Genomic DNA, 25,622 nt, shown 5'->3' with positions numbered 1-25,622 from the left:
CCATTTTATTTTTATAATTAGTAGTTTAGCTATCGCTAACTTCACGTGCCCAATGATTTTGCTTTGCTACGTGTAACTTGCGGTAACCATCAAGTAATGCCGCATGCTTTTTAAAGCCTTTAAGCGATAAGCCAGGGAAAGTTAAACCGTTAAACTGCTTTTCACCTTCGGCAATTTCAATAGCAAGCGTTACGTTATTAGCGCCAAACATTAAGCCTAGTGCATCTTGGTAATCTGCGTATTCGCGCTCGTCATCGTATTTTATTTCAAGAACTGCTTTTAAGCAGCGGAAGTGGCGCATTGCCTCTTCGTTTACTTGGCCTGTATGAAGTATCCAGTCAACCCAATCAATGGCTTCTTCGCTGCCTGCGGCTAAACATAGGTGCGCTTTAAGTTCACCAATACGCAGTGTGTGCCATGGTGTGTCGGCATCAGTTGCTAAGCCAATAAATTCTGCGGCGCGGATAATATCGCTGTGGCCTGCTTCTTCAAGGCTGTCGTAAATTTCCATCCATTGCTCTGCATCGTACTGATCAAGCGATAGGAATGTTTCACGGAATTTAGCGCCTTCGTTGTTGTTGCGCCAAATAAGCTCATCAACAGGGTAAATGTCTGACATGCCAGGTACTAAAATACGACATGCGTATACGTTTAGGTGCGTGTAATCCATGATGTAGATATCGTGATCCATGCTGTGAATTAGGTCAGTACAGAAGTTATATTCTTGCTCAGTTGTGCCGCTAAAGTCCCAGTGTACAAATTCAAAGTCAGCTTTTGCACGGAAGAAATCATGCGAAATCAAACCGCTTGAATCAATAAAGTGCAGTTCAATGTTTTCAGGCGTTGCTACTTCGTCGTTATCAAAGGTAGCAGGTTGGAATACATCTAGTTGATCAAGACGACGACCTTGTAATAATTCAGTAACGGTACGCTCAAGCGCAACTTCAAATGATGGGTGAGCACCAAACGAAGCAAATACAGAGCCATCTGTTGGGTTAATAAGCGTTACGCTCATTACAGGGTATTTGCCCCCAAGCGATGCATCGGCAATGCGCAGATGAAAACCATGGCTGCGAAGCTCTTCACACGCTTCGTGAATTTTAGGATATTGCTTAACCACATCTTCAGGCACGATTGGTAAACAAATACCTTCGGCGATGATGCGGTTTTTAATAGCGCGTTCAAATACTTCTGATAAACCTTGTACGCGCGCTTCAAATTTCGTGTTACCTGCGCTCATACCGTTAGATACAAAAATGTTACCGATAACGTTTACCGGAATGTATACGTCTTGGTTATCACGTTGGCGTGTGTAGGGCAGAGTACAAATGCCACGATCATCATTGCCTGAGTTAAAATCAAAAAGGTGTGATGCGTTCAGCTCACGCTCTGGGTCAAAATAATCCCATAAGCTCTCATCCATAATGCCTTGTGGTACTTCATCGCCTTCAACTTCAAACCATTTTTCGGTTGGGTAATGAGTAAACTCACCATTGGCAAATTCTTCACCTAGGTAAAAGTCTGCAAAAAAGTAGTTACAGCTTAAGCGTTCAAAGTATTCACCGAGTGCTGAAGCAATGGAGGCTTTGTCGGTTGCGCCTTTACCATTGGTAAACATAACACCGCAGTCGCTGTCTTTTATATGAACCGAATAACAGTTAGCTACAGGGTTAAGCCAAAGCGCTTCTTCAACATTAATGTTTAGGGCTTTAAGCTTGTTTTGCATGGTAGAGATTGACGATTCTAGGTCGCGGTCTTTACCTTTGATAAATGTTTTTTCAGTCATATTGATCTCAACTAGTTCTGCACGATGTGTGGAGCTGACATTATCGTGGATTTTGATGTTTATTTCACCCTTTGCGAGCAAGAACATTATTATTTAATAAAACTGGGGTTATTATGTGCTCTCAACGCTTGATGAAAATTATCAAAGGAAAGGTCGATGTTTAAATTAATCAAATGGTTACTGCTATTGACTGTTATTTTAGGGTTGGCGAGTACCGCCGTTGTTTATGGCGTACTTAGCTTAAGTTTACCAGCCCTTGATGGTAACGGGCGTAGTAACGCGGTAGTAGAGCCTGTAAAAATTTCGCGCGATGCATTAGGGCAAGCGGTTATAAACGCAAATAGCCGAAACGACGCTGCCTATGGTTTAGGTTATGCGCATGGGCAAGACCGATTTTTTCAAATGGATTTACTAAGGCGTAATGCCGCAGGTGAGTTAAGTGAGTTATTTGGCGAAGCAGCGCTGGGGCTCGATAAAAAAATGCGTTTTCATCAATTGCGTAAACGCAGCAAAATTATTTTACAAACGCTGCCAGAGGCAGATAAGCAATTACTTAAAATTTATGCGCAAGGTGTAAACGAAGGCTTAGCGCAAGTAGGGTATTCAAGCTTTGAATATTTACTAACAGGTGCAACACAAAAGGCATGGCAAAGTGAAGACAGCCTACTTGTGATATTTAGCATGTACCTTGATTTACAAAGCGCCACATTTGAGCGCGACCAAGCACTCATTCAAATCGAGCAAGCGTACACAAAGCAAATGGTTGATTTTTTAACGCAGCCGAGTAAATACCAAGCTGCACTTGATGGCAGCAAATTAACGCCTTATAGCGGCGGCATACCTACTTTACCAACTCAAACACAACTCGCAGTTAAAAGTATTGAAGCCAACCAAGAGCGTGGCAGTAATAACTGGGCAGTTACGGGGGCGCTTACTAAAACAGGCGCTGGTATGCTGTCGGATGATATGCATTTATCGATGGCAGTACCGGTTATTTGGTACAGAACACAGCTAAATTACATGCAAAATGGAGCGCCTACCCAGGTAACTGGCGTGTCGCTACCCGGAGCACCAGCGATTGTAGTGGGCACAAACAATAATATTGCATGGGGATTTACGAATGGCTATTTAGATACTGCCGATTGGATTGCTTTAAATGACGAGAGTAAAACATGGCAAGTAGATGAGTCGATTGCATTACCCGATGGGGAGGTCGAAAACTACTCATTAATACTCAGTGAATATGGCCCTGTAAAATACATTAACGAAAAACCTTATGCGTTGAGCTGGGCTGCACATCAGCCTTATGCCGTTAATATGCAGTTATTAAAATTAGAGCAAGCCAAAACAGTAGATGATGCACTTGCTGTAGCAAGCGATGTGGGCATTCCGGTGCAAAATCTTATGGTGGTAGATAGCCTTGGTAGCGCAGCGTGGAAAAACATGGGCGGTATACCGGCTCGTAAAGCGCCTAGCCAGCTCGGTGTAAATGCCGATGACTACTCAGCGCTTTGGCAGCAAAACGAATTACAACGGCCCTTTGTTAAAAACCCACAAAGTGGGCGATTATGGACTGGTAATTCTCGCGTGGTATCGGCTGAGGATAACGCGCGTTTTGGTAATGGTGGCTATGCACTCGGTGCACGTTCGAGTCAAATTCGCGATAGATTATCTGAAAAACAAACATTTGCAGAGAGCGACTTTTACGCACTACAGCTCGATAATCAAGCTCGCTTTTTAATGCCTTGGCATGCTTTGCTATTAAAGCAATTAAAAACAGATCAAACCAAAAATCAGCAATATATAACCGCGCTCGAAAATTGGCAGCAATGTGCGTGTTCAACCTCCACAGGGTATACCTTAGTTAAGCGCTACCGCGATGAAGTGATTAATATTTTATTTAGTAATATGGAAGACCAACTAAATAAACAACAAGGCACACTTAAATACGTAAAACGAGATTTAGAGCCCGCAGTTTGGCAGCTTATTAATAACAAACCCGATACGTGGATAAACCCACAATTTAAAAACTGGGATGCACAATTACACGGTGCATTTAACCAAACTATTACTAAGCTTACTGAGCAATTTGGTAATAAAGTACAAAGTTGGCAGTGGGGCAAGGTAAATGATTTAGTGATAGAGCATCCGTTTGCAAAGCAAATGCCGCTACTTGCTAAGTTATTAAATATGCCTACAGCACAAGGTTTTGGTGATAGTTACATGCCCGCCGTACAAGGGCGTAGTTTTGGCGCATCACAGCGCTTTATTGCTCAACCTGGGCATTTGGAGCATGCAATTATGGCTATTCCTGGTGGGCAATCGGGGCATCCCCTTTCTGAATTTTACAGAGCGGGGTTTAGTGATTACGTAGAGGGCAAACATACGCCTTTATTGCCGCAAGAATTAATACATCAAATAGTAATAGAGCCTACGCAATGAACTAAAGTATAGCTAAACACGTTCTATATTAATTAATTCATACAACAGAGAACTAAAATGAAAAAAATACTACCCGCATTAATAACAGGTTTATTACTAAGTACAGCAGCGCAAGCAGACGAGGGTCCAGTAACAGCACAAAAATTAAGTGACCATGTATACGTATTATTTGGGCAAGGCGGTAATATTGCAGCAAGTGTAGGTGATGACGGCATTTATATTATTGATGATCAGTTTGCCAAACTCTCAGATGATATTAAAAAAACGATTAGCGATTTAAAACCAGGCAGCGCAGAGTTTGTTATTAATACCCATCATCATGGCGATCATACCGGTGGCAACGAAAACTTTGCTAAAGCGGGTGCGCACGTTATAGCACACAGCAATGTACATAAACGTTTAGAAGAGCAGCACGGGGAAGGATCAGACTTTTTACCGCGCATTAGTTTTGGTCACGATTTAAAACTACATTTTAATAACGAACACGCGCATGTGGTGCATTACGAACATGCACATACCGATGGTGATTCGGTTATCTTTTTCAGTAACGACAACATAGTACACATGGGCGACATTTATTTTAATTTTGGCAGCTTACCGTTTGTTGACGTAGATAGCGGTGGCAGTGTTGATGGTATTTTAGCGGCAGTAAACGATGTAGTTAAACAAATTGACGACAACACTAAAGTAATCCCAGGACACGGCAAGGTAAGTGACCGTTCAGGACTGATAGCGTATGGTAAACTAGTTCAGAACGCGAAAGACGTGATGCTAAAAGCAATGCAAAATAATGCCAGCCTAGAGCAAGTACTCAAAACCGATCCATTGGCTGAGCTGAATCTTGAATACGCTGGCTGGTTACCAAAAGAAAAAGTAACCACACTCTTTTATCGCAGCTTAAAGTAGTACATCTAACGTAAAAAACATGATACAAGGCTGAATGTATTTTTAAAGTGCGTTCGGCTTTTATTTTCTTATGCCTAAAGGAGTTGTGTATGTCGGCAGAAAAAACCCATCTTGAAATTTGTAACTTAACCAAAGAGCAATATCCGCAAATTAAAACCTTGATGGATCAAGCGTATCCCGACTTAGGTGGTGCGTGGCCAAGTCATACCATTTTTAGATTAATAGACCAATTTCCTGAAGGGCAAATAGGTATTGTAGATGACGGCGTGCTGGTGGGCTTAGCGTTAAGTGTGCAAGTTGATTACACGCGTTTTTCAAACCCACATACATACGAAGATATTGCAGATGGCCACGACCGTGTATTTAGCGATACTGACGGCGATGCACTATACGGCTTAGATGTTGCCATTAGTGAAACCCACAGAGGTATGCGTTTAGGCCGTCGCCTTTATGATGCCCGTAAAGAACTGTGCCGCCAATATAACCTACGCGCTATTTTAGCGGGTGGGCGTATTCCACGTTATTACAATCACAGCAGTGAAATGACGCCAATGGAATACATTGCAAAAGTAGATCAGAGAGAGCTATACGATCCTATTTTAAGTTTTCAGTTGTCTAATGATTTTCAGGTAAAGCGTTTACTTAAAAAGTATTTACCAGAGGATCAAGAGTCAGTTGGTTACGCCACTTTACTTGAGTGGAATAACATTATGTATGAGCCAACCGACACGGTACTTGAGTCAACTAAATCAATCGTGCGCGTAGGTGCTGTGCAGTGGCAAATGCGTTGTGTTGAATCAGTTGAAGAAATGCTAAAGCAGGTTGAATACTTTGTAGATACCGTATCTGACTACAAAAGTGACTTTATACTATTCCCTGAGTTTTTTAACGCGCCATTAATGGGGCTAGGAAATCAAAGTAACCAAACTGAGGCGATTCGCTATTTAGCTGAATACACCGAGACGTTTAAAAACGCGATGTCGCGTATGGCAATAGAATATAACGCCAATATTATTACCGGCTCTATGCCACTGGCCGAAGATGATAAAATTTATAACGTGAGTTATTTATGCCACCGCAGCGGTAAAATAGACGAGCAGCGCAAAATACATATTACCCCGCATGAACAAAACGATTGGGTTATTCAAGGCGGTGACAAAATTGCTGTATTTGAAACCGATGCAGGTCGTGTAGGTATTCAAATTTGTTATGACGTAGAATTTCCTGAGCTTTCACGCATATTGGCCAAACAAGGGTTAGATATTCTGTTTGTACCATTTTGGACTGACACTAAAAACAGCTACCTACGTGTTCGCCATTGTGCACAAGCCCGTGCAATAGAAAACGAATGTTATGTGGTTATTGCAGGCTCGGTAGGTAACTTACCTCAAGTAGAAAGCCTTGATGTGCAATATTCGCAATCAGCTGTATTAACGCCATCAGATTTTTCATTCCCGCACGATGCAACACTTAACGAAGCCACGCCAAACACCGAAATGCTATTATTTAGCGATCTTGATATGGATAAGCTAAAAATTCTTCACAGTGAAGGCACAGTGCGTAACTTAAAAGATCGCCGTGAAGATTTATACGAAGTTATATTGAAAAAGAGAGATGCTTAATGGCGTGGATGTACTTAATTATTGCTGGTTTACTTGAAATTGGCTGGCCGATTGGCTTAAAAATATCGCAAAACCCAGAAACCCGATGGCAAGGCATCGCCATAGCTATTGCATTTATGGTTGCTAGTGGCTTTATGTTGTGGCTTGCGCAAAAGCAAATATCAATGGGCACCTCATACGCCGTATGGACAGGTATTGGCGCTGCAGGTACGTTTTTAGTCGGCATATTGTTCTATAACGATGCCGCAACGTTTGGTCGTATTGCGGGAGTATTAATGATTATTAGTGGTGTGATAACCCTAAAAATCAGCTCTTAATTGGTAATTCGAATAAACGCTTAATTATGAATAGCGCAGGTATAAAAGCCTGCGCTTTTTTATGCTGCCATTAATTCGGCAGCATAACCAAAATAGCAGCAATAGCTATAAGTATTAAGCCTGCAGTATCTTGTTTTTTAAGTGGCTGTTTTAACCAAAATACGGCAATTAACATAGTAAAAAACACTTCAATCTGTCCAAGCGTTTTAACATAAGCAACATGTTGTAAGCTCATTGCACTAAACCAGCCAATAGAGCCGATACAACTAAAAACACTAATTGCGGCTGTAGTGCCTTTGTATTGCCAAAGTTTACTGAGCGTTTTTGGCTCATTTAATAATAAATAGCCAAGTAGTATTAGTGTTTGTAGGCTAATTACAAACAGCAAAACCCAAGCGGCTGAGTGTGGAAATAATAATCCTGAATTTAAGCTCGCTTCTCGTACCCACAACGATGTAAGTGCAAAGCAAGTACCACAAGCAAGTCCTAGTAACGCCGTTTTAGCATTAAAGTGTTTAACGCTTGTTATACCACTGAGCAGTAACACGGCAATAGCGCCAAAAAATACACCAAGCCAACCAAGTAAAGAAAGGGCAGAACCAAAAAACAATACACCTAAAATAGCAGCCACTAACGCCTCGCTTTTGGCAAGACCCGCGCCGACTGCGTAATTATTCATTTTAAACAACTTAACCATCAAGCCCGTAGCGAGTATTTGCATAACACTTGCGGCTATAATAAATCCCCAAAAGGTATTATTAAACGTAGGCATGGCGGTATCTTGGTATTGATACAAGCCATATAAGTACACAGCCGCAATAGGGCCTGCAACAATAAAGCGAGAAAGAGTTACGCCAGCAACACTCACATCGTTACTTAATTTACTTTGTAGGGCATTGCGACAGGCTTGCATAAAGGCGGCTAAAAAAGTGAAAAAGATCCAAGTCATGGTATTCGTCGATTAAAAATAAGGTCTTTACGTTAACAATCTTTAGTTATTAATGCGATGCATAAACCATGATGTTGAATATTCATCATCTGCGACATTATGTCGCACGGGTTTAGGGGAGTGTTCAGCTATAGTAAGCCTGATGTTATTGTTAGCCGCCTGCGTTTGTTATCAAACGTTTCTGGCGGCTTTTTTTGTGCGCTTATGCTAAATTATCCGAAACATCAAAAGGATAAATTATGACAACATTAGTTGTATGTGCATTACTCGCGGTATTAATGCCTTATTTTGCAAAAGTGCCAGTAGCTATAGCAATGGCAAAATTAGGTCGATACGACAATAAGCACCCAAGGGCGCAGCAATCAAAATTAACCGGCTTTGGTGCTCGGGCGCTCGCTGCTCATCAAAATTGCTTTGAGTCGCTTGCTGTTTTTGCTGTTGCTATTGCAGTTGTACTGGGCACTAACTCTGTAGGTGCAATGACAGAAACGCTAGCGGTTACGCATATTGTGTCGCGTATTTTGTATTGCGTATTTTACTATATGAACCTAGATATAATTCGCTCATTAGTGTGGTTTATTGGTTTGGGGTCAGCCATTGCCATGATTGTGGTGAGCTTATAACTTTATAGCGTAAAACCACAAAGCAAGCAGCCTAAAAGGGCGCTTGCTTTGTAGTCTTGAAAAATCTAATAAAGTTAGTGCGATACTTTAATTCGCTCTATTAAATCGGTATTAGCAACTTCATTGTTTATTGCAAAATCGAGCTGTACAAGTACGTTTTGATAACCCATTGATGAGGGTTTGTATTGCCACTGTCTTAGCGCCTTTTTAGCTTCACGGTCAAATATGGCTTCAGGCTTTGCACTAACAACAGAAACATTAGCGGTTTCACCATTGGGAGTTATATCGTACTTTAATACCACTGAGCCGCTGATGCCTTGTTGAGCTGCTTGTATTGGATAAAGGGGTTCAATACGCATTGTCGGTGAAATGTGATCCTCTTTAGTTATTGCCTCTGGTTGCTTTGCAATCGCCAATCCACTTAGCATACTTGCTGCTACAAGTAATAAGCCACCTTTAGCAAACTTTGAATGTTTTCCGCTGTGTTTTATATTAGTAAGTCGTTGTAACATCGTTTTTTTATCTCCGTAGTGTGAATAAGCCATAAGCCCTGTGGGCGCATTCGCCGCGCAGTTTATTAAGGCTTTGCTATATAAAATATGTTGTTGTGTGGTTTTATTGCTAAGTACCCGTTCATCACAAGTCAGCTCTTGTAGTCGGCGCATGCTTGCGTAACAAAACCAAGCTAGTGGGTTAAACCACAGTAAAATAGTAGGCAGTAATATAAGTGCGTTTGTTAAGTTGTCTTTGCGTTTAATATGTACGTTTTCGTGTTCTAAAATAAGGGCTAATGTGGCTTTATCAAACTGGGTATTATAGTTACTCGGTAATACCAGCTTACTGTTTAAAATACCGACCACCATTGGCGTGGCCACATATTGACTGATATAGGTTTTAACACCAGCGGTAAGAGCGCCTTTAAAGTGTGTTAACTCAGTTAGTTGTAGGCTTTTAACAAAACGGGTATGCGTAGCAAAAATAGCTAGTAATAACCCAGAAGTAATTAGTACATACATGAGCGCCCAGCTAACACCTACCTCGCTTGTAAAGGGTTGGTTGGGGGTGATTAAGTAGTGACTAATATTACTGTTTTGCAGTGGTTTAATTGCGTTTGGTAAATTAGCGATAATCAATGCCGCAGGTAATAACCATGCTAATTTATATACAAACCGCGAGCCAAGGGCTTTTAAAGCAAATCGCTCGAGTAAAATAAATCCACAAAACAAAATACTTAATAGTAATTGCTGCTCAATCAACCAATTAAACCCAGTTTGAATAACCATGTTAATCCCTTACTTTTGGTTTTTTTCCCAGTCATCTATAACTTTTTTAAGCTCGTTTATGTCTTGCTGAGAAAGCTGCTCCGATTTAGCAAAGCCACTTACAAGTGGCGCAATACGCCCACTAAAAAATCGTTCAATAAAGTTTTGGCTTTCTTTTAATGTGTAGTCAGCGCGCTCCATACAGGGAGTATAAATATATTGGCGACCGTCTTTTTCAAATGTTAGTGCGCCTTTTTTTACTAAACGACCAAGTAAGGTTTTAATGGTTTTTTCGTGCCATTGTTTATCGTCGCTTAAGCGCTCAATTATTTGGCTCGCGGTGGCGGGGTAGTTAATCCAAAGTGCGTCGAGCACGTCAAACTCTGCTTTTGATAACTCAATCATGCTATTGCCTACAACTGTAATCTTTAATTAAAGACTACACCTGTAATCTGTAATTGCAAGTTTATTTTTTAACTTTTTGAGATGTAGTTAAGTGACTTGGTATTAGATTTTTGAAATATCGTTTTTATTAATTTGTATATATTGGTTTTCAGGTAGGTTTAGTTTTGAAAGGGTGAGGTCACTAAATTGCACTCTAAATAAATCAATTACTTTGTAGCCGCAGTAATGCGCCATTTTACGTATTTGCCTGTTTAACCCTTGCTTTAAAACAATACTAAATTGATTGCTAGCTATTTTATTAACTTCGCAAGGCAGGGTTACGTGTTTATCAACCGGTACGCCTGCTGCCATTTTTTTACAAAAAGCATCGTCTAAAGGCTTATTTACGGTGACTAAATAATGTTTAGGCTGGTGGAAGTCAGGATGTATTAGTTGATTACAAAAATCCCCATCATTGGTCAAAATAAGTAAACCGCGAGAGTCTTTATCTAATCGACCAATAGGGTAAACACGGGTGAGTGTGGGCAAATGGTGAATAAGGCTGGCTGGGTCATCAATATTTAATTTACAGTCAATACCTACTGGTTTGTGGTACGCAAAATAAACTAAATCGGCAGCACCTTTAATTTCTTTTTCATTCACTATTACAATGTCTTGCTCGTCAACGTGATCAATGTGATTAGCTGGGCGATTATTTACAGTCACAACGCCTTCATCAATTAAACGCGATGCTTGTTTGCGAGAGCAAATACCTGCATGGGCAATATATTTAGCGAGTCGGATTTTTGTACTCATAATGTGTAATGCCAGCGGCTAATAAAAATTTGATCGCGATTATAGCAAAGCTGCGTATCTATGAGGTTACTTTTAAAAAAGGTGGTTGTTATGGGTATGAAATTCTCAGAATTAAAAAAACATGAGCCATTACAAAAGGTGGTTGCGCATTCTCTTGAAATGGCATTATACCAAGTCTCTGTAATTATAAATAATGTTGAATATTACGTGACAGAGGAAAATGGTGAGTTTATAAAAGCACTAAGCCCACTGCATATTCAAAAGCGTTTTGAAAAAATAGCCTATGCACAAATGATGCTACGCCATACAAGTGCTTACGATGAAATGTGCGGTCAACCCGAAAAAACAGCCAGTAATATGCTTGAAGTCCCATTTGGTAAAAATAACCTGTATTGATTGAGCTAGTTTGCTAGTATCAGCTCTTTAAGGGCGGCACATGTATCAATTAACAGCAGATAATACTGATGCGTTAAACGTAGCGCTTCGCGCGCAAATGGTTGAATTTAACGCCCAGCATTTTGATGCGCAAAGAGTGCCATTAGGTTATAAATTTGCTGATGAGCAAGGCGAGCTAGTTGCCGGTATTAGTGGGTGTGTATTTGGAAATTGGCTGATGATTAGTTGGCTTTGGTGTAGTGATATGGCACGAGGTAAAGGGCTTGCAGATAAACTGCTAACGGCACTCGAACAAGCTGCTATTGAGCTAGGTGCAACAACTGCTCAGCTTGATACACTTGATTTTCAGGCAAAACCCTTTTATGAAAAGCGCGGTTATAGTGTTAAGTATCAACTTAATAATTATCCACGCTCAGGTACGCGTTACTTTATGGAAAAGCCACTTTGATTTTTTGCTGATTATTTTGCTTTTAGTGGCTTGCCTTCAAAGGTAATACCTAAAAAGGTGTTGTCTCTGGTGCTAACATAAACGTGCGAATGTTTATGTGATCATCCCCTTTAGGGTTTTGCAGTACGTCTTCTCGGTAAAACTTACCAAAACAATCCAACGTATTTTGTTTACTTAAATCGTTTAATTTAGCAAACGCAAAAATTTTACACGAGCCGTTGTTCTCACTCGCAGCGCTAAGTAATCCATTGTTATTAAAGCCACATGCAGTAAAGTCGTAATTTGCTTCTATCACCGCCATTGTATCGGTAAATTGAATACTTTTTGGGTTTTCAGCAAGTGTTGCTAAGTAGTCATTTAATGTCATGTTCTGTTCTTATATTTTATAATTATTTAGCGCTCAACTCTAGCTCATCTGTTTGCTGATTTATATTGAATTTAAATCTCGATAAAAAGTTCATCCCTAATAAACCTTGCCCACGTACATTTTCAATACCCAGTACTTCAAAACCATAAATTATTTGTTCGCCCACTTTAAACGATTCAATTTGATAGCGCCTTACAACAATTTGACCGTTAGCTGTATTTACCGTTACATCGCCTAAATATAAGGGTTGTGGCGAAATTTGCTCAATTATACTAGTAGGTAGCGAGGTTATGCTTGCGCCTGTATCAATCATTAATTCGGTCGATAGATTATTATTTATTTCGGTGTTTATTAAGTAGTGCGCGCCGTAAGGCGTTAAAGCAACGAAGTCGTCTTGCGATTGTGCTTTATTGATCATAGCTTGCAGTGTTTGCACTTGGCTTTTCAGATTGTGCTGGTTTGGCATTCGATCAAGGGTTGCTTGTGCGCTAATTAAATCACCTTGCTGATAGTAGGCATACGCAAGCGGATATAAAAACTGTGCGTTTTCGCTTTTATAGTCGAGCCAAATTTGTGTTTGCTCAATAATAGCTTGCCAGTTTTGTTGCTCTGTTAATGCGTTTAATTCGTTTTGGGTGAGCGTATTTAAGCGTGTATTTGCGTTGTTTTTCTGATCAGCAGATAGCAGCGGGAACAATTCAAATAAAGCAATAATGGCGTTTTGTGTTTGCTCGCTATTAATTAAATACTCCACCTGAAAGTTAAGTAATTCTACGTTATAAGGGCTTTTATTTAATAACGTATTGATAAGTGATTCGCTGAGTAATAAATCGCTATTTAGCCATATTTTAAGTTGTACAAGCCACGATGAATAAAGGTTTTTTGCACTTTCTGGATTGCTGTTTTTGAGTTGTTGATAGCTATTTAGTGCTGCATTAAATTGGTGTTGCTTAAATTGTGATTTGGCGATACTTAGCAGTGAATTTTGTTGCTTTGGTGATGTGTTTTTTACAATTTTTTGGGTTTTAATAGGCGCTTTTTTCGGCCACAGTAAATAAGCGTTAAGGCTAAGTGAGCCAATTAATAGCAAGGTGATTAGCTTGGTATAGTGGCTCATTTTAACCTCTTATTTTTTAATTAAATGCGTTAAAGCGTGAATATCGGCTATTTCTATATCAGCCAGGCCTTTATAAGCATAATTAGCCGTTTGATTGTTCAACCAAACAGATTGGCAACCTGCATTATTAGCACCTTGTACATCGCTATCAAGGCTATCACCTATGTGTAAAATAGCGTTTTTATTAACACCTAAGTGTACCGCTGCTTGGTCAAACAATGTGCTGTGCGGTTTTGCTTTCCCATGTAAACCTGCTTGTAACACAAGGGCAAACTTGTTATTTAAATTAAAACGTTCTACTTCTGCATTACCGTTGGTAATTGCGATTAATGTATATTGCTTACTTAAATTATCGAGCAGGGCAAGTATGTCATCGCTCACTGTAATATTGCTACGTGCATCAGCAAAAGCATTATAAGCGCCTTTTGCATGATGCTCCATGTCGCTTTGGCTAAACCCAAGCTTTGATAGTGCTAAGCGCAGTGTTTGTTTACGCCATTGTGTTACATCGTCAACAAGGGTTGGTTGTTGTTGCACAGCAAGTTCTCGGCAATATTGCCAATACTGTGGGCCTTTTTCTTGATATCCAGCGAGTTTGTTTAGGTAGTCGGCTTGTGCTTTCACTGCGGCTTTAATAATAGGGCGGTTATCGTAAAGGGTATCGTCTAGGTCAAAACTAAGTACAGAAAATGGCTTAATAGCACGATTAAAGCGGATCATATTTATTTTCCTAATCGGTTTGTTTTTTTGCTCGTGGGTGCGTGTTGTCGTACACCTTGGCTAAATGCTGAAAATCTAAATGTGTATACACTTGGGTAGCCGATAGACTACTGTGCCCCAATAATTCTTGCACAGCACGTAAATCCCCCGATGACTCTAAAATATGCGAAGCAAATGAGTGGCGTAATTTGTGCGGATGAACCTGTGAGCTAATGCCTTGTTTTATTCCCCACTCTTGCATGCGTAAGCGAACTTGGCGAACCGAAATACGATTTTTTTGGCTACTTAAAAATACCGCTATTTCGTCAGGTTTTGCATATTGAGGGCGTATAATTAACCATTTTTGCAATGCGTCTAACGCTTTTTTTCCTACTGGAATTAACCGCTCTTTATTGCCTTTACCACAGACCAAAATTTCGCCATTAGCAGTGCTAATATCGCGTATGTTAGCACCAACTAACTCGCTAATGCGCAACCCAGATGAGTACATAAGTTCCATCATTGCTTTATCTCTGATCGCAAGAGGTTCGTCACTGGGGATTTCGAGTAAGCGTGCCATCTGATCTACATCGAGATTTTTAGGTAAAGGCTTTGCAAACTTAGGGCCTTTTATACCTACTGCAGGGTTATGGTAATGGGGTTGCTCTGCAATGTTTTTCGCTTTTAAAAACTTATATAAACTGCGAATACAGCTGAGCTTTAAGCTAATAGTCCGCCCACTTAATTGCTTTGAACGTAGCGCCATACTGTAGCGGCGAATATGCTCGCCCTGAACGCTAAACCAATCGTCGCATAACTTATTAAAATAAAGCGCTGCAAAGCTAAGTTGGCTTACATATTGATTTACGGTGTGTGCTGAATATTGTTTTTCAAATTTTAAATAATCGCCAAATAAAGCAATAGGTGTACGCCAACGGTCACTCAATTCGCTCGTGTTGGGCGCGTCGTCATTCATGCAAGTTCCAGCAGCCGTAATTGTAACGAACGTACAAAGTCGAGTACAAATAAGTTGTCTTGTTCGGGTGCAAAGTGGTTTGCGTTATTGCTACCAAAAACCAAAATTGCGGTTGGTTTTTTTGTATCACCAATTAAATAGATAGCAACGGACTGAGTAGTCTCGCTAAACAGTAAATCACGTTCTTGCTGGTGAATGCGCCCCAAATAATAGCTTGCATTAGACAAACGGTGTTTAACCAGTTCATCATATTTGGCGGCGTATTTTATTAGTCTGCAATCGTTAATATCTGGGTTAGTACAAATAATATTTTGTAAGTTACTGGCGAGCGTATTGAAGTCGTAATTACTCCAAAGTTGACGGTGACATTGAGTAAATAAACGATACACCAGCTCGTTTTGAGTAGCGTGTTTACTCATAGTGTCTATTTGGTTTTTTAAACGCGAGTTGTGTTCGCGTAACTGTCGTTGCTGAATATGTACCAGCGATGTTGTTCCTTGAGCTTGCTGTTGTAACTCAAGTTGGGCAAGTAGCTCAGGATGTTGAACTAAAAATTCAGGATGTTGTTGCAAATAATCAATAACCTGCTTTTTACTTAGCTCGCTCATAGGGCTACTTGTCCGTCGAATACATGCTCTGCGGGGCCTGTCATGCGTACTGGATGGCCTTCGCCACTCCAACGAACTTGTAAACTACCACCAGGTAAATCGACCTGAACGGCACTCGATAGCTTATTCTGCATATGACCAATGACCATTGCTGCACAGGCGCCGGTGCCACAAGCGAGTGTTTCGTTAACACCGCGCTCCCATACTCTTAATTTAATATGTTCTTGCGATACAACTTGCATAAAGCCAATGTTAGCGCGTTGCGGAAAGCGTTCGTGATTTTCCAGCAGCGGACCCAATATATCCACTTGCGCAGTAGTGATATCGTCAACTTCTAGTACACAATGTGGGTTACCCATAGAGACCGCGCCACTAAATACGGTGTGCTCTTGTGCTCTAATAATATAAGTGAGTTCGCGTTTACTGGCTTTGAGCGGTATTTTGCTTGGCTCAAAATTAGGGTGACCCATATTTACGGTTACTTGGCCGTCTTTTTCGATATACAGGGTTAAGTTGCCCGACTTGGTCGAGACAGTAATTTTGTGTTTGTTAGTAAGGCCTTTCATACGTACAAAGCGAGCAAAACAGCGTGCGCCGTTACCACATTGCTCAACCTCAGTACCATCGGCATTAAAAATTCGATAATGAAAGTCGAGATCAGGCGAATATGGCGCTTCAACCATCAGTAATTGGTCAAAGCCAATACCAAAATGGCGATCTGCCAGTTTTATGATTTGATCTCGCGACAAAAAAACATTTTGTGTAATGTTATCAATCACAACAAAGTCGTTGCCTAAGCCGTGCATTTTGGAAAAATTAACTAACATAGCGCTCTAATTCGGTTTTGCTCTGTGCTAATCATGCCACAGAGCAGCTAGTAGACAAAAACGTTTATGGTAAAATTTTCTCACCTTGATAAAGGCTTTCAATAGTTTCGCGTTCGCGAATAAGATGATGATGCTGGCCATCTACCATTATTTCTGCGGCACGCGGGCGCGAGTTGTAGTTTGAGCTCATGGTAAAGCCATATGCACCTGCACTTCGTTGTGCAAGTAAATCACCTTGTTTAAGCGCAAGTTCGCGATCTTTTCCTAAAAAGTCGCCCGTTTCGCACACCGGACCCACAATATCAAAGTTGTGAGTAGGTGTTTCGTCGTCGCGAACGGATACCGGAATAATTTTTTGCCACGCTTGATAAAGTGCAGGGCGAAGCATGTCGTTCATACCTGCATCGACAATAGCAAAAAATTTGTCTTGGTTTTGTTTAATAAATTCAACTTGAGTCACTAAAATACCAGCGTTCGCAGCAATAGCGCGTCCTGGTTCAAAAATTAGTTCAAGGTGTTTATAGTTTGCTAGGCGCTCGGTAACTTGCGCTGCATATTCACTTGGGTGCGGTGGTTGCTCGTTGTTATATGGTACGCCTAAACCGCCACCAATATCTAAGTGAGTTAGCTCAATACCGTTGGTTTTTAGCTCATCAATAAGCGCCATTAATTTATCAAGTGCTTCTAAAAATGGTCTGACTTCAGTCAATTGCGAACCAATATGGCAATCAACACCAATAATTTTTAAACCGGGTAAAGCCGCTGCTTGTTGATAAACACTCACGGCAGTTTGAATATCAATGCCAAACTTATTTTCTTTTAAACCGGTAGAAATATACGGATGTGTTTTTGCATCGATATCGGGATTGACGCGAATAGAAATAGGCGCTTCTAGGTTAAGCTCGCAAGCCACTTCAGAGATACGCTCAAGTTCAGAGACAGATTCTACATTAAAACATTTAATGCCAAGTTTTAATGCATACGCTATTTCGTCAGATGTTTTAGCAACGCCTGAAAAAACCACTTTAGAAGCGTCTCCACCTGCTTTAATAACTCGCGCAAGTTCGCCTTTAGAAACAATATCGAAACCCGATCCTAAGCGCGCCAATATATTAAGCACGGCAATATTAGAGTTTGCTTTGACCGCATAGCAGACCAAACTTTTATGGTTTTTAGTGGCGTTAGCAAATGCTAAATAATGGCGTTCAAATGTGGCGCGTGAATACACATAACAGGGCGTACCGTACTGCTGTGCAATGCTTGCAATACTTACTTCTTCAGCAAACAGTTGATTATTTTTATAGTTAAAAAAATCCATTTACTGCTCCTGTTTTACTTGTGTATTTACCTGCTCTTCGGCAATAGCGGGTTTAGCTGTATCTTGGGGTTGATTTTGCTCTGTTTGTTGCTCTGGTAAATATAACGGACCGCTTTGTCCGCAGCCAGCTAAGGCGCTTAACAGTACAGTGCTTATTAATAGTTTTTTTAATTGTAAGGTATGTGTCGCTTTCATTAGATTAATACGGTTGCTGGCTTTATAATCGCAGAGTAACAGAATATCTAAAAAATGCAGCTATTCGCGGATGATTTTATTCCTGTTACACTAGCTGCACATTTTTAAAGCTAATTCAAAGCTAAAACGTACCCAATATTAGGCGGCTCGCCTGCAAAGGAAATAACAATGACTGAACACGAATATCACCAATTAGCCGAAGCTCTTATGTTCACTATTGAAGAGCAGGTTGATGATTGCGAAGCTGATTTGGATTATGAATCGGCACAAGGTATTTTAGAAATTATTTTTCCTGACAAAAGTAAAATAGTGATCAACAAACAAGCACCTCTTCATCAAGTATGGGTTGCAACTAAGTTTAACGGTCATCATTTTGAAATGCGCGATGGGCTATGGATTGATAACCGATCTGGTGCTGAGTTTTGGGCATTTATTAATGAAGCCTCAACGCGCCAAGCTGGCCAAGAAGTTAAATGGCAGTCATCACTATGAGTTTAGAATTTGTAGAATACCCAGCCCAAGGTGAACACAAAGCGACCGTTATTTGGTTACATGGTTTAGGTGATTCAGGTGATGGTTTTGCACCTGTTGCACCGCAGTTAAATTTACCGAGTGAACTAGGTATACGGTTTGTTTTTCCGCATGCGCCAGTGCAACCGGTCACCATAAATGGTGGCATGGAAATGCGTTCTTGGTACGATATTAAGTCTATAGAGTTAGATAAACGTGCCGATGAACAGGGCGTGAGAGACTCGGCTGCGAAAGTAGAAGCGTTAATCAATCAAGAAATTGCTAACGGCATACCGGCTAATAAAATTATTTTAGCTGGCTTTTCTCAAGGGGGGGTTGTGTCGCTACATTTAGCGCCGCGTTTTGAGCAAAAGCTTGGCGGTGTTATGGCGCTGTCTACTTATATGTGTGTGCCGCAAAAATTTACTGACGAAGCAAAGCATACTGATTTAAATGTATTTATGGCGCATGGTAGCCAAGATAACGTAGTACCGCATAGTGCGGGCAGAAGTGCGTTTGAAGTATTAACAGCACATAACTTGGATGTAAGCTGGCAAGAATACCCAATGGCTCATCAAGTTTGCGCAGAAGAACTGCAAGCTATCCGCCAATGGTTAATTGCTCGTTTAAGTTAATTTTGCAACCGCTGAGGTCAATATGAGTCAAAAAATAGTTATTAAAGCAAATGTTAAACGCGAACTACAAGAGAGCGTACCAACGGTAAGCTACGAGTGGAATTGGCGTCGTATTGTGAGTATTGCTATGTTGGTATTAATGACCTCTGCAGCTGTTGTGTATGGTTTAACAGCGTCTGTCAGTGCAGAGCAAGGTGAGCATCCAAATGAGCAAGAGCACTTCTTAAGGTTTAGTAATAGCGCTACGAGCCAGACAAGCGATGAAGCAACAGGTGTTGAGTCTAAGCAACTAACAAATATCCCTGAAGAGATAACACAGGTGAGTATTGAACCGTTATTAGCTTTGCAAAATGAAAATCAAAAAAACATTTCAAGTAATACACCTAGCGAAGTCGATTTTGTAAACAATGATACGATTTTATTAGTTAACAACGAAATTGTGACTGATCAAAGCGAAAGCATTAATACAGAGTTAAACTCAAATCTTGATAATGAAGTGCAACAAGAAACCGCAGGAGCTCAAAATACAACAGAGCCTGCTAATCAGAGTAACTTACTCTTAGAGTTAGAAAAAGATGATGGTGCATTGAGTGGCACTGAAGGTTTTTCGCCTACAGCTCAGGTTGCAAGTGTCGCATTGGGCGCACAAATTGATACGGATAAAATTAGCCGCGCGGTATTGACGCGTAAAGTAAGTAAGCGTGAGCCTACCAATGTATTTGCTGCTGATATTCGCTTGAGCCAGTTTGAGGATTCACTGTCATTTTTTAGTGAGTTAAAAGGCTTACAAGGCCAGCAGGTAAAGCATGTATGGACCTTTGAGGGCAGCGTCATGGCAGAAATTTCGCTTAATGTCACATCTACTCGTTATAGAACGTACTCAACAAAAAACATTATGGATGCACAAGCAGGTCACTGGCGTGTAGACGTAGTTGACGAACAAGGTAATTTAATTGCCCAAAAAGAATTTAGAATTTTAGCTGACTAAATACAGCTAAACGCAGTAATTAATTGGATACCCTTATGACAGAAAAAACAAAATTAGTACGCATCGCAACTCGTAAAAGCGCTTTAGCACTTTGGCAAGCTGAGTTTGTAAAAGCACAACTAGAGCATTTTCATGCAGATGTGCGTGTTGAATTAGTCCCAATGTCGACACAAGGGGACATTATATTAGATACCCCTCTGGCTAAAATTGGCGGTAAAGGCTTGTTTGTTAAAGAGCTTGAACAAGCCATGTTAGATGGTCGTGCTGATATTGCGGTGCATTCTATGAAAGATGTACCCGTAGAGTTCCCAGAAGGGTTAGCACTGCATACTATTTGTGAGCGTGAGGATCCGCGTGATGCGTTTGTATCAAATAATTTTGCTAATTTAAGCGAGTTACCACAGGGCGCTATTGTCGGCACTTCTAGCTTGCGTCGTCAGTGCCAAATTAAAGCACTTCGCCCTGATTTAGATATTCGTGATTTGCGCGGTAATGTAAATACGCGTTTAGCTAAATTAGATGACGGCCAATACGATGCCATTATTTTAGCGGCTGCTGGTCTTATTCGTTTAGAAATGGAGGATCGTATTGCTGATTACATTGAGCCAGAAGTGTCGCTACCAGCAAATGGTCAAGGTGCTGTAGGTATTGAATGTCGTATCGATGACGAAGTAACAAAAGCATTACTTGCCCCACTTGAGCATACGCAGACACGTATTCGTGTGAATGCAGAACGTGCCATGAATCGTCACTTAGAGGGTGGTTGCCAAGTACCTATTGGTGCTTATGCATTAGTTGATGGCGAACAGGTACATTTACGCGGTTTAGTTGGCGCAATTGATGGTAGCGAAATTTTACGTGACGAAGTAACCGGTCATATAAATAACGCAGAAATATTAGGCATTGAGCTTGCTAAAAAATTACTTGCGCAAGGTGCAGATAAAATTTTAGCTGAAGTATATCGAGACGCGTAATGCCACATATTCTGATAACTCGGCCCGAAGGAAAAGGCGTATCCCTTGCCCAGCAGCTTGAGCAAGCGGGTTATCAGGCGTCTTTATTCCCTGTATTAAAAATAGCTTATTTAACCCCTTCTAACACGCAGCTTAGTCCGTTAATAAATGCAGATAAAATTATTTTTATTTCACAAGATGCGGTTAATGCTCTTGCACTATTAAAGCCAAATATAAATACAAAAGCGCAGTTTTATGCGGTAGGCCAGCAAACTGCCGACACAATATACGCGTCATTTGGTGTGCGAGCCGCGATACCTAAGCAGTATGACTCTGAAGGTTTGCTGGCGCTAAAGTCACTTGCTGAGGTTGATGGCAGTAATATAGTGTTAGTTAAAGGGCAAGGTGGTCGCCCCGATATAGCTAAAGTACTTAAAGAGCGTGGTGCATTTTTAAATAATTGCGTCGTATACAAACGAGAACCAGTGAGTGAGCTAGTTAATAGCTGGACAGACCACTGGCAAAGCAATAATGTACACGGTATAGTCATAACAAGTAATGCAGCAGTCGATGCCATTTTTACTCCCCTCGCTGCACCACAAAAACAATGGTTACAACAGTGTCAGTTTTATGTTGCCAGCGAGCGCATAGCCGCCTATTTACAACAGCAACAAGTAAGCTTGGCTAATATACATATTGCAGCAGGAGCTAGCGATGACGCTATGTTTGCCTGCATTAATCAGCAAGGTAGCACCATGAGCGAACAGTCAAAGTCGATAACGACAGAAAAAAACACACCAACAAGCACGGCTTCAGCTAAATCAACTAAGCAAGAGCCAATAACTGCAAAAAATGCCGCAGACAAAAATAAACAAAAAGTGAGTAAGGTGGCAACGCTTGCGCTGCTTGTTTCGCTTATTGTCGCCTCTGGTGTTGGATACGAGTTTTATCAAAAATTAAATGCTGGTAAAGCGCAAAACCTAGCGGTTAATGACTTGAATGAGCAAAATAAGTTACTTACTCAAGAGCTGCAAGCACTTAAGTCAGCCCAATCTAATTTGCAACAAGCGTTGTTTAATAGTGAGAAAAAAATTGCCGCAGTACTAAGTGAAAGTGCAGCTCAAAATCAGCAAGAACTAAAAGCAGCTTTGCAAAAAGCGCAGCAACAAAGCTCGTCTTTAAACCCACAAGAAGTAACCAGCTTACAACGTATGGCTGAGTTTAAGTTATGGGCTGAGAAAGATTACCAAGGCACTAGTGCGGTTTTAAAACGATTAGACGCATTACTTAGTGAGCGCCCAGGTACAGTTGAAGTTCGCCAAGCTATTATGCAAGACATACAAACACTTGATAGCCTTAAACCTGTTGCAACAGAGGCTATTTATTTACAGTTAAACAGTGTGCTAACCAGTATTGATGACTTGGTATTTAACGCCGTTAATTTACCTCAAGAAGCCGCTGTAATTGACGAAAATGCTTTAAGTGATAATGTGAGTGATTGGCAGCAAAATTTAAGCAATAGCTGGAATAAGATTGTTGATAGTTTCATCACTGTTCGTCAGCATGAGGGCGTTTCTATTGAGCCACTACTAACCGATCAAGAACGTCATCTAATTAATCAGCGTATTAAACTTAACCTCACCCAAGCACAAGATGCACTAATGAGTAAGCAGGCAAGTATTTTCTTTAACGCTTTGAGCGAGGCAAAACGCTTAGTGGCTGAATACTTCAAACAAGACGATGATGCAACTAAGTCAGTACTCAAAGCGTTATCAAATCTTGAAAAAGAGCAACTTAACTTTAATCCAGAAGTAACACTGCAAAGTACACAAAAGGTTAAGGAGTGGGCGCAATGATAGGGTTAATTATATTAATTGTCGCTATTGTTGCTGTAATAGCGATTACCCCGTTTGCATTAGATGAAAAAGGCTACGTGCTTATTTCATTTAACAATACAACGATAGAGGGCACGATCGTTTCGTTTTGTATTATGGCGATAGTTACAGCTATTGTTTTATATTTAACATACAAGCTAATACGTTATTTTTTATCGATTTATCACAACACTAAACATGGCTTTTTTGCACGTAGTCAAGAGCGTAAACAAGCAGCTATTGAGCAGGCTTTGTGGAGTGCTATTAATGATGATTATGAGCATATAGAACAGGCTTTATCGGGTAATAGCGTACCAGATAAGTTTGACGATATTCGCTTAGCCTTACTTGCAAAAGCAGCGCTTGCCAATAATCAAACAGATAAAGCACTTGAGCGTTTATTTGAAATAAGCCCAGAGCATCAATTAAAAGTAGCAAAGTTATGGCTGGCAAGTGGTGACAGCAGTGCGATTGAATCGCAAATGCGTGTGAGTGCTGAATCTAAAAAAGCGACTGCACTTGAGTTAAAACTGTATACCGAGGTGTTAGTGCAACAACAGCACTTTAGTGCTTTAGAAGAGTTTTTACCACGATTACTACGCCAAAAAGTATTTTCAAGTGAGCAATGGACGCGTGTTTTTAGTGCTTACTTTTCGGCTCAGTCAGTTGATAAAATTACGAGTAAATATAAACAACTTCCTAAAAAGCTACAAGCCTACGCACACTCAGCTTATTTGGCGACAATGGCTGCGGCAGGTCAACTTATTGAGGTTGAAGGCGATTTAATTAAAATGGTTAAGCACAATGACCAACACGAACAACTGGCTTTTATATTAAATGGTGCAACTAATGGCAATGCAATTAAGTTGCAAACAAGTATTCAGGAACGCCTTAAAAAAGATGACAATAATAATGCATTATTGTTAGGGCTTGCTTGTCTTGCCAATGCACAAGGTGATTACGATCTTGCTGCCAGAGTGTTTGATAAAGCGTTAAATCCAGAGAATAAAAAGCAATTCTCCCAGCAAGCAGTATTAAGCTATAAAAACAGTGCACAAGCAGAAAAGGCGCTCGTCTTGTATCAATAAACAACTACATAGTGTTTTTGTAGTTTGGAAGCACAAGCAGTGAAAAAGCTTTTATTATTAATTTCTAGCTTAGCTTGTGCTTACTTCTTTACTGGATATTTTAGTAACCCTCTTCTTGCTATCAATAGTTATGCTATTTCTGCATGGGCGCCCTCGGTAGGTTTTTAATTTTGGGGCATAGGGCATCACTTGTCTAATCGATAAGTTGCGTTATTTTTGCATAAAAAGCAGACATATGACCGCTTAAACTTAACGCAAACCATATAGACTTGAAAAATAACTATATCTGCGTATCATGCGCGCAAATTTAACTAAACTGGGTTGCTATTATGATAAATAGAAAATTACCTTTGCTAGATATTCACCGTCATTTAGATGGTAATGTACGTGCGCAAACCATATTAGAACTTGGTCGTCAGTTTAATATTGAGCTACCAGCAGATACCGTTGAGGCACTCATTCCTCATGTTCAAGTTATTGACCCTGAGCCAAATCTTATGGCTTTTTTACAAAAATTAGATTGGGGCGTTACTGTACTTGGCGATTATGATGCATGCAGACGTATCGCGATTGAGAACATTGAAGATGCACAAGCACAAGGCCTTGATTACGTAGAGCTTCGATTTAGTCCTTATTATATGGCGCAAAGCCAAGGCTTACATCCTGAAGGAGTTGTAGAGGCGGTTGTTGATGGTATTAAATCAGCAACAAAGGGCGTGAATATAAAAGCTAACTTGATTGGTATTTTATCGCGTACTTATGGCGTGAAAACGTGTCAAAAAGAGCTTGATGCACTACTTGCATTTAAAAATGATTTAGTTGCTGTTGATTTAGCCGGTGACGAAATTGGTTTTCCGGGTGAGCTATTTTTAGAGCACTTTAAGCAAGTACGAAATGCGTATTTAGCATCGACTATTCATGCGGGTGAGGCGCTCGGTGCTCCAAGTATTTGGCAAGCAATTAATGAGCTAGGTGCGAGTAGAATAGGGCATGGTGTTAAAGCAATTGAAGATCCAAAACTAATGGATTATTTACGCGATAACCGTATTGGTATTGAGTCGTGCTTAACAAGTAATATTCAAACCAGCACAGTAAACGATTTAGCTAAACACCCACTTAAACAGTTTTTAGAACATGGTATTTTAGCGTGTATTAATACCGATGATCCTGCGGTTGAAGGTATTGAAATTGGGTATGAATATACCGTTGCAGCACCTAAAGCTGGCTTATCTCAAGCTGATATGGAAAAAGCTCAAAAAAATGCGTTAGAAATTGCATTTTTAAGCGATGGCGACAAAAAAGAGCTTTCAGCAATCGTTAGCGCACGTTAATTTAAGAGTATTAAAAATGCCGCTTTATATAAGCGGCATTTTTGTATCTGTAACTTAATGTTAGGGCGTGTTGATCTTTGTGGATTGAAATTTGTTCAATCTAGGGGCGATTAAATCGCGGCGCGAGGTTTGTAACCTAGTGGGCTAAGTAAAAACCGAGCAACAAAGAGTTAATCGTCCCTAGA

At 40.4% G+C, this 25,622-nt stretch carries 26 protein-coding genes and 1 pseudogene; 14 read left to right on the top strand and 13 right to left on the bottom strand.

The window, feature by feature from the left end:
* Positions 1-25: 25 nt before the first annotated feature.
* Positions 26-1,786, bottom strand: a complete 1,761-nt coding sequence (ycaO, locus tag H5119_RS11235; RefSeq protein WP_182702290.1) for a 30S ribosomal protein S12 methylthiotransferase accessory factor YcaO — start codon at positions 1,784-1,786, stop codon at positions 26-28.
* A 156-nt stretch (positions 1,787-1,942) separates the two neighbouring features.
* Between ycaO and H5119_RS11230 the strand changes: the two genes are divergently transcribed.
* The 4 genes from H5119_RS11230 (at position 1,943) to H5119_RS11215 (ending at position 7,073) form a co-directional block, all read left to right on the top strand.
* Entirely contained in the window at positions 1,943-4,228 is a 2,286-nt protein-coding gene (locus H5119_RS11230; protein WP_182702289.1) for a penicillin acylase family protein, read from the top strand.
* 57 nt (positions 4,229-4,285) lie between these two features.
* Positions 4,286-5,134: an MBL fold metallo-hydrolase gene (locus tag H5119_RS11225; protein ID WP_182702288.1), complete on the top strand. Its 849-nt coding sequence runs from the start codon at positions 4,286-4,288 to the stop codon at positions 5,132-5,134.
* An 89-nt stretch (positions 5,135-5,223) separates the two neighbouring features.
* Positions 5,224-6,756 carry a bifunctional GNAT family N-acetyltransferase/carbon-nitrogen hydrolase family protein gene (locus H5119_RS11220; protein ID WP_182702287.1) on the top strand — a complete coding sequence of 511 codons (1,533 nt, stop codon included), beginning with the start codon at positions 5,224-5,226 and terminating at the stop codon, positions 6,754-6,756.
* A complete protein-coding gene (locus H5119_RS11215; RefSeq protein WP_138584204.1) occupies positions 6,756-7,073 on the top strand; it encodes a multidrug efflux SMR transporter in 318 nt (105 codons plus the stop codon). Before H5119_RS11220 ends, H5119_RS11215 begins: the two co-directional genes overlap by 1 nt.
* Before the next feature lie 70 nt (positions 7,074-7,143).
* Here the strand turns inward: H5119_RS11215 and H5119_RS11210 are convergent, their stop codons facing one another.
* Complete coding sequence (locus H5119_RS11210) at positions 7,144-8,022, bottom strand: EamA family transporter (RefSeq protein WP_182702286.1); 879 nt, start codon at positions 8,020-8,022, stop codon at positions 7,144-7,146.
* 239 nt (positions 8,023-8,261) lie between these two features.
* Here H5119_RS11210 and H5119_RS11205 point away from each other — a divergent pair, with 239 nt between their 5' ends.
* Entirely contained in the window at positions 8,262-8,645 is a 384-nt protein-coding gene (locus tag H5119_RS11205; RefSeq protein WP_077536600.1) for an MAPEG family protein, read from the top strand.
* A 74-nt stretch (positions 8,646-8,719) separates the two neighbouring features.
* Here H5119_RS11205 and H5119_RS11200 read toward each other — a convergent pair whose 3' ends face one another.
* The 3 genes from H5119_RS11200 to H5119_RS11190 form a co-directional block, all read right to left on the bottom strand.
* Entirely contained in the window at positions 8,720-9,928 is a 1,209-nt protein-coding gene (locus tag H5119_RS11200; protein WP_182702285.1) for a M56 family metallopeptidase, read from the bottom strand.
* A gap of 9 nt (positions 9,929-9,937) precedes the next feature.
* On the bottom strand, positions 9,938-10,312 hold the full coding sequence (locus H5119_RS11195; protein WP_138683399.1) for a BlaI/MecI/CopY family transcriptional regulator: 375 nt from the start codon (positions 10,310-10,312) through the stop codon (positions 9,938-9,940).
* 102 nt (positions 10,313-10,414) lie between these two features.
* Positions 10,415-11,107 carry a pseudouridine synthase gene (locus H5119_RS11190; RefSeq protein WP_182702284.1) on the bottom strand — a complete coding sequence of 231 codons (693 nt, stop codon included), beginning with the start codon at positions 11,105-11,107 and terminating at the stop codon, positions 10,415-10,417.
* 90 nt (positions 11,108-11,197) lie between these two features.
* Here H5119_RS11190 and H5119_RS11185 point away from each other — a divergent pair, with 90 nt between their 5' ends.
* Both H5119_RS11185 and H5119_RS11180 read left to right on the top strand, forming a co-directional pair.
* Complete coding sequence (locus H5119_RS11185; protein ID WP_024607733.1) at positions 11,198-11,503, top strand: DUF6482 family protein; 306 nt, start codon at positions 11,198-11,200, stop codon at positions 11,501-11,503.
* A gap of 40 nt (positions 11,504-11,543) precedes the next feature.
* Positions 11,544-11,951, top strand: a complete 408-nt coding sequence (locus H5119_RS11180; protein WP_182702283.1) for a GNAT family N-acetyltransferase — start codon at positions 11,544-11,546, stop codon at positions 11,949-11,951.
* 11 nt (positions 11,952-11,962) lie between these two features.
* Here H5119_RS11180 and H5119_RS11175 read toward each other — a convergent pair.
* The 8 genes and pseudogenes from H5119_RS11175 to H5119_RS11140 form a co-directional block, all read right to left on the bottom strand.
* A pseudogene (locus tag H5119_RS11175) lies at positions 11,963-12,318 on the bottom strand (HopJ type III effector protein).
* Positions 12,319-12,340: 22 nt separating this feature from the next.
* Positions 12,341-13,435: a retroviral-like aspartic protease family protein gene (locus H5119_RS11170; protein WP_182702282.1), complete on the bottom strand. Its 1,095-nt coding sequence runs from the start codon at positions 13,433-13,435 to the stop codon at positions 12,341-12,343.
* Between the two features lie 9 nt (positions 13,436-13,444).
* Positions 13,445-14,155, bottom strand: coding sequence for an HAD-IA family hydrolase (locus tag H5119_RS11165; protein ID WP_182702281.1), 711 nt, complete (start codon positions 14,153-14,155; stop codon positions 13,445-13,447).
* A 10-nt stretch (positions 14,156-14,165) separates the two neighbouring features.
* Positions 14,166-15,110, bottom strand: a complete 945-nt coding sequence (locus tag H5119_RS11160; protein ID WP_182702280.1) for a tyrosine recombinase XerC — start codon at positions 15,108-15,110, stop codon at positions 14,166-14,168.
* Positions 15,107-15,718, bottom strand: a complete 612-nt coding sequence (locus H5119_RS11155; protein WP_182702279.1) for a DUF484 family protein — start codon at positions 15,716-15,718, stop codon at positions 15,107-15,109. The genes H5119_RS11160 and H5119_RS11155 overlap by 4 nt, the downstream gene beginning before the upstream one ends.
* Positions 15,715-16,545, bottom strand: coding sequence for a diaminopimelate epimerase (gene dapF, locus H5119_RS11150; protein ID WP_182702278.1), 831 nt, complete (start codon positions 16,543-16,545; stop codon positions 15,715-15,717). Before dapF ends, H5119_RS11155 begins: the two co-directional genes overlap by 4 nt.
* A gap of 64 nt (positions 16,546-16,609) precedes the next feature.
* Complete coding sequence (gene lysA / locus H5119_RS11145) at positions 16,610-17,863, bottom strand: diaminopimelate decarboxylase (protein WP_138584219.1); 1,254 nt, start codon at positions 17,861-17,863, stop codon at positions 16,610-16,612.
* Complete coding sequence (locus H5119_RS11140) at positions 17,864-18,058, bottom strand: LPS translocon maturation chaperone LptM (RefSeq protein ID WP_182702277.1); 195 nt, start codon at positions 18,056-18,058, stop codon at positions 17,864-17,866. It lies immediately after the preceding gene.
* 168 nt (positions 18,059-18,226) lie between these two features.
* Between H5119_RS11140 and cyaY the strand changes: the two genes are divergently transcribed.
* The 7 genes from cyaY to add all read left to right on the top strand — a co-directional run bounded on the left by cyaY (position 18,227) and on the right by add (position 25,437).
* A complete protein-coding gene (gene cyaY / locus H5119_RS11135) occupies positions 18,227-18,550 on the top strand; it encodes an iron donor protein CyaY (RefSeq protein ID WP_002960979.1) in 324 nt (107 codons plus the stop codon).
* Positions 18,547-19,203 carry an alpha/beta hydrolase gene (locus tag H5119_RS11130; RefSeq protein WP_182702310.1) on the top strand — a complete coding sequence of 219 codons (657 nt, stop codon included), beginning with the start codon at positions 18,547-18,549 and terminating at the stop codon, positions 19,201-19,203. The genes cyaY and H5119_RS11130 overlap by 4 nt, the downstream gene beginning before the upstream one ends.
* Before the next feature lie 22 nt (positions 19,204-19,225).
* On the top strand, positions 19,226-20,191 hold the full coding sequence (locus tag H5119_RS11125) for a DUF2914 domain-containing protein (protein ID WP_182702276.1): 966 nt from the start codon (positions 19,226-19,228) through the stop codon (positions 20,189-20,191).
* A 35-nt stretch (positions 20,192-20,226) separates the two neighbouring features.
* Positions 20,227-21,165 carry a hydroxymethylbilane synthase gene (gene hemC / locus H5119_RS11120; protein WP_182702275.1) on the top strand — a complete coding sequence of 313 codons (939 nt, stop codon included), beginning with the start codon at positions 20,227-20,229 and terminating at the stop codon, positions 21,163-21,165.
* Positions 21,165-23,000 carry a uroporphyrinogen-III C-methyltransferase gene (locus tag H5119_RS11115; RefSeq protein WP_182702274.1) on the top strand — a complete coding sequence of 612 codons (1,836 nt, stop codon included), beginning with the start codon at positions 21,165-21,167 and terminating at the stop codon, positions 22,998-23,000. Before hemC ends, H5119_RS11115 begins: the two co-directional genes overlap by 1 nt.
* On the top strand, positions 22,997-24,106 hold the full coding sequence (locus tag H5119_RS11110; protein ID WP_182702273.1) for a heme biosynthesis HemY N-terminal domain-containing protein: 1,110 nt from the start codon (positions 22,997-22,999) through the stop codon (positions 24,104-24,106). Before H5119_RS11115 ends, H5119_RS11110 begins: the two co-directional genes overlap by 4 nt.
* Positions 24,107-24,435: 329 nt before the next feature.
* A complete protein-coding gene (add, locus tag H5119_RS11105; protein WP_182702272.1) occupies positions 24,436-25,437 on the top strand; it encodes an adenosine deaminase in 1,002 nt (333 codons plus the stop codon).
* Positions 25,438-25,622 lie beyond the last annotated feature (185 nt).

Source organism: Pseudoalteromonas sp. SG45-5 (assembly GCF_014164085.1).
Taxonomy (GTDB): Bacteria; Pseudomonadota; Gammaproteobacteria; order Enterobacterales; family Alteromonadaceae; genus Pseudoalteromonas; species Pseudoalteromonas aliena.
Note: the sequence above shows the minus strand (reverse complement) of the source record. Positions and strands in the feature narration are given on the sequence as shown.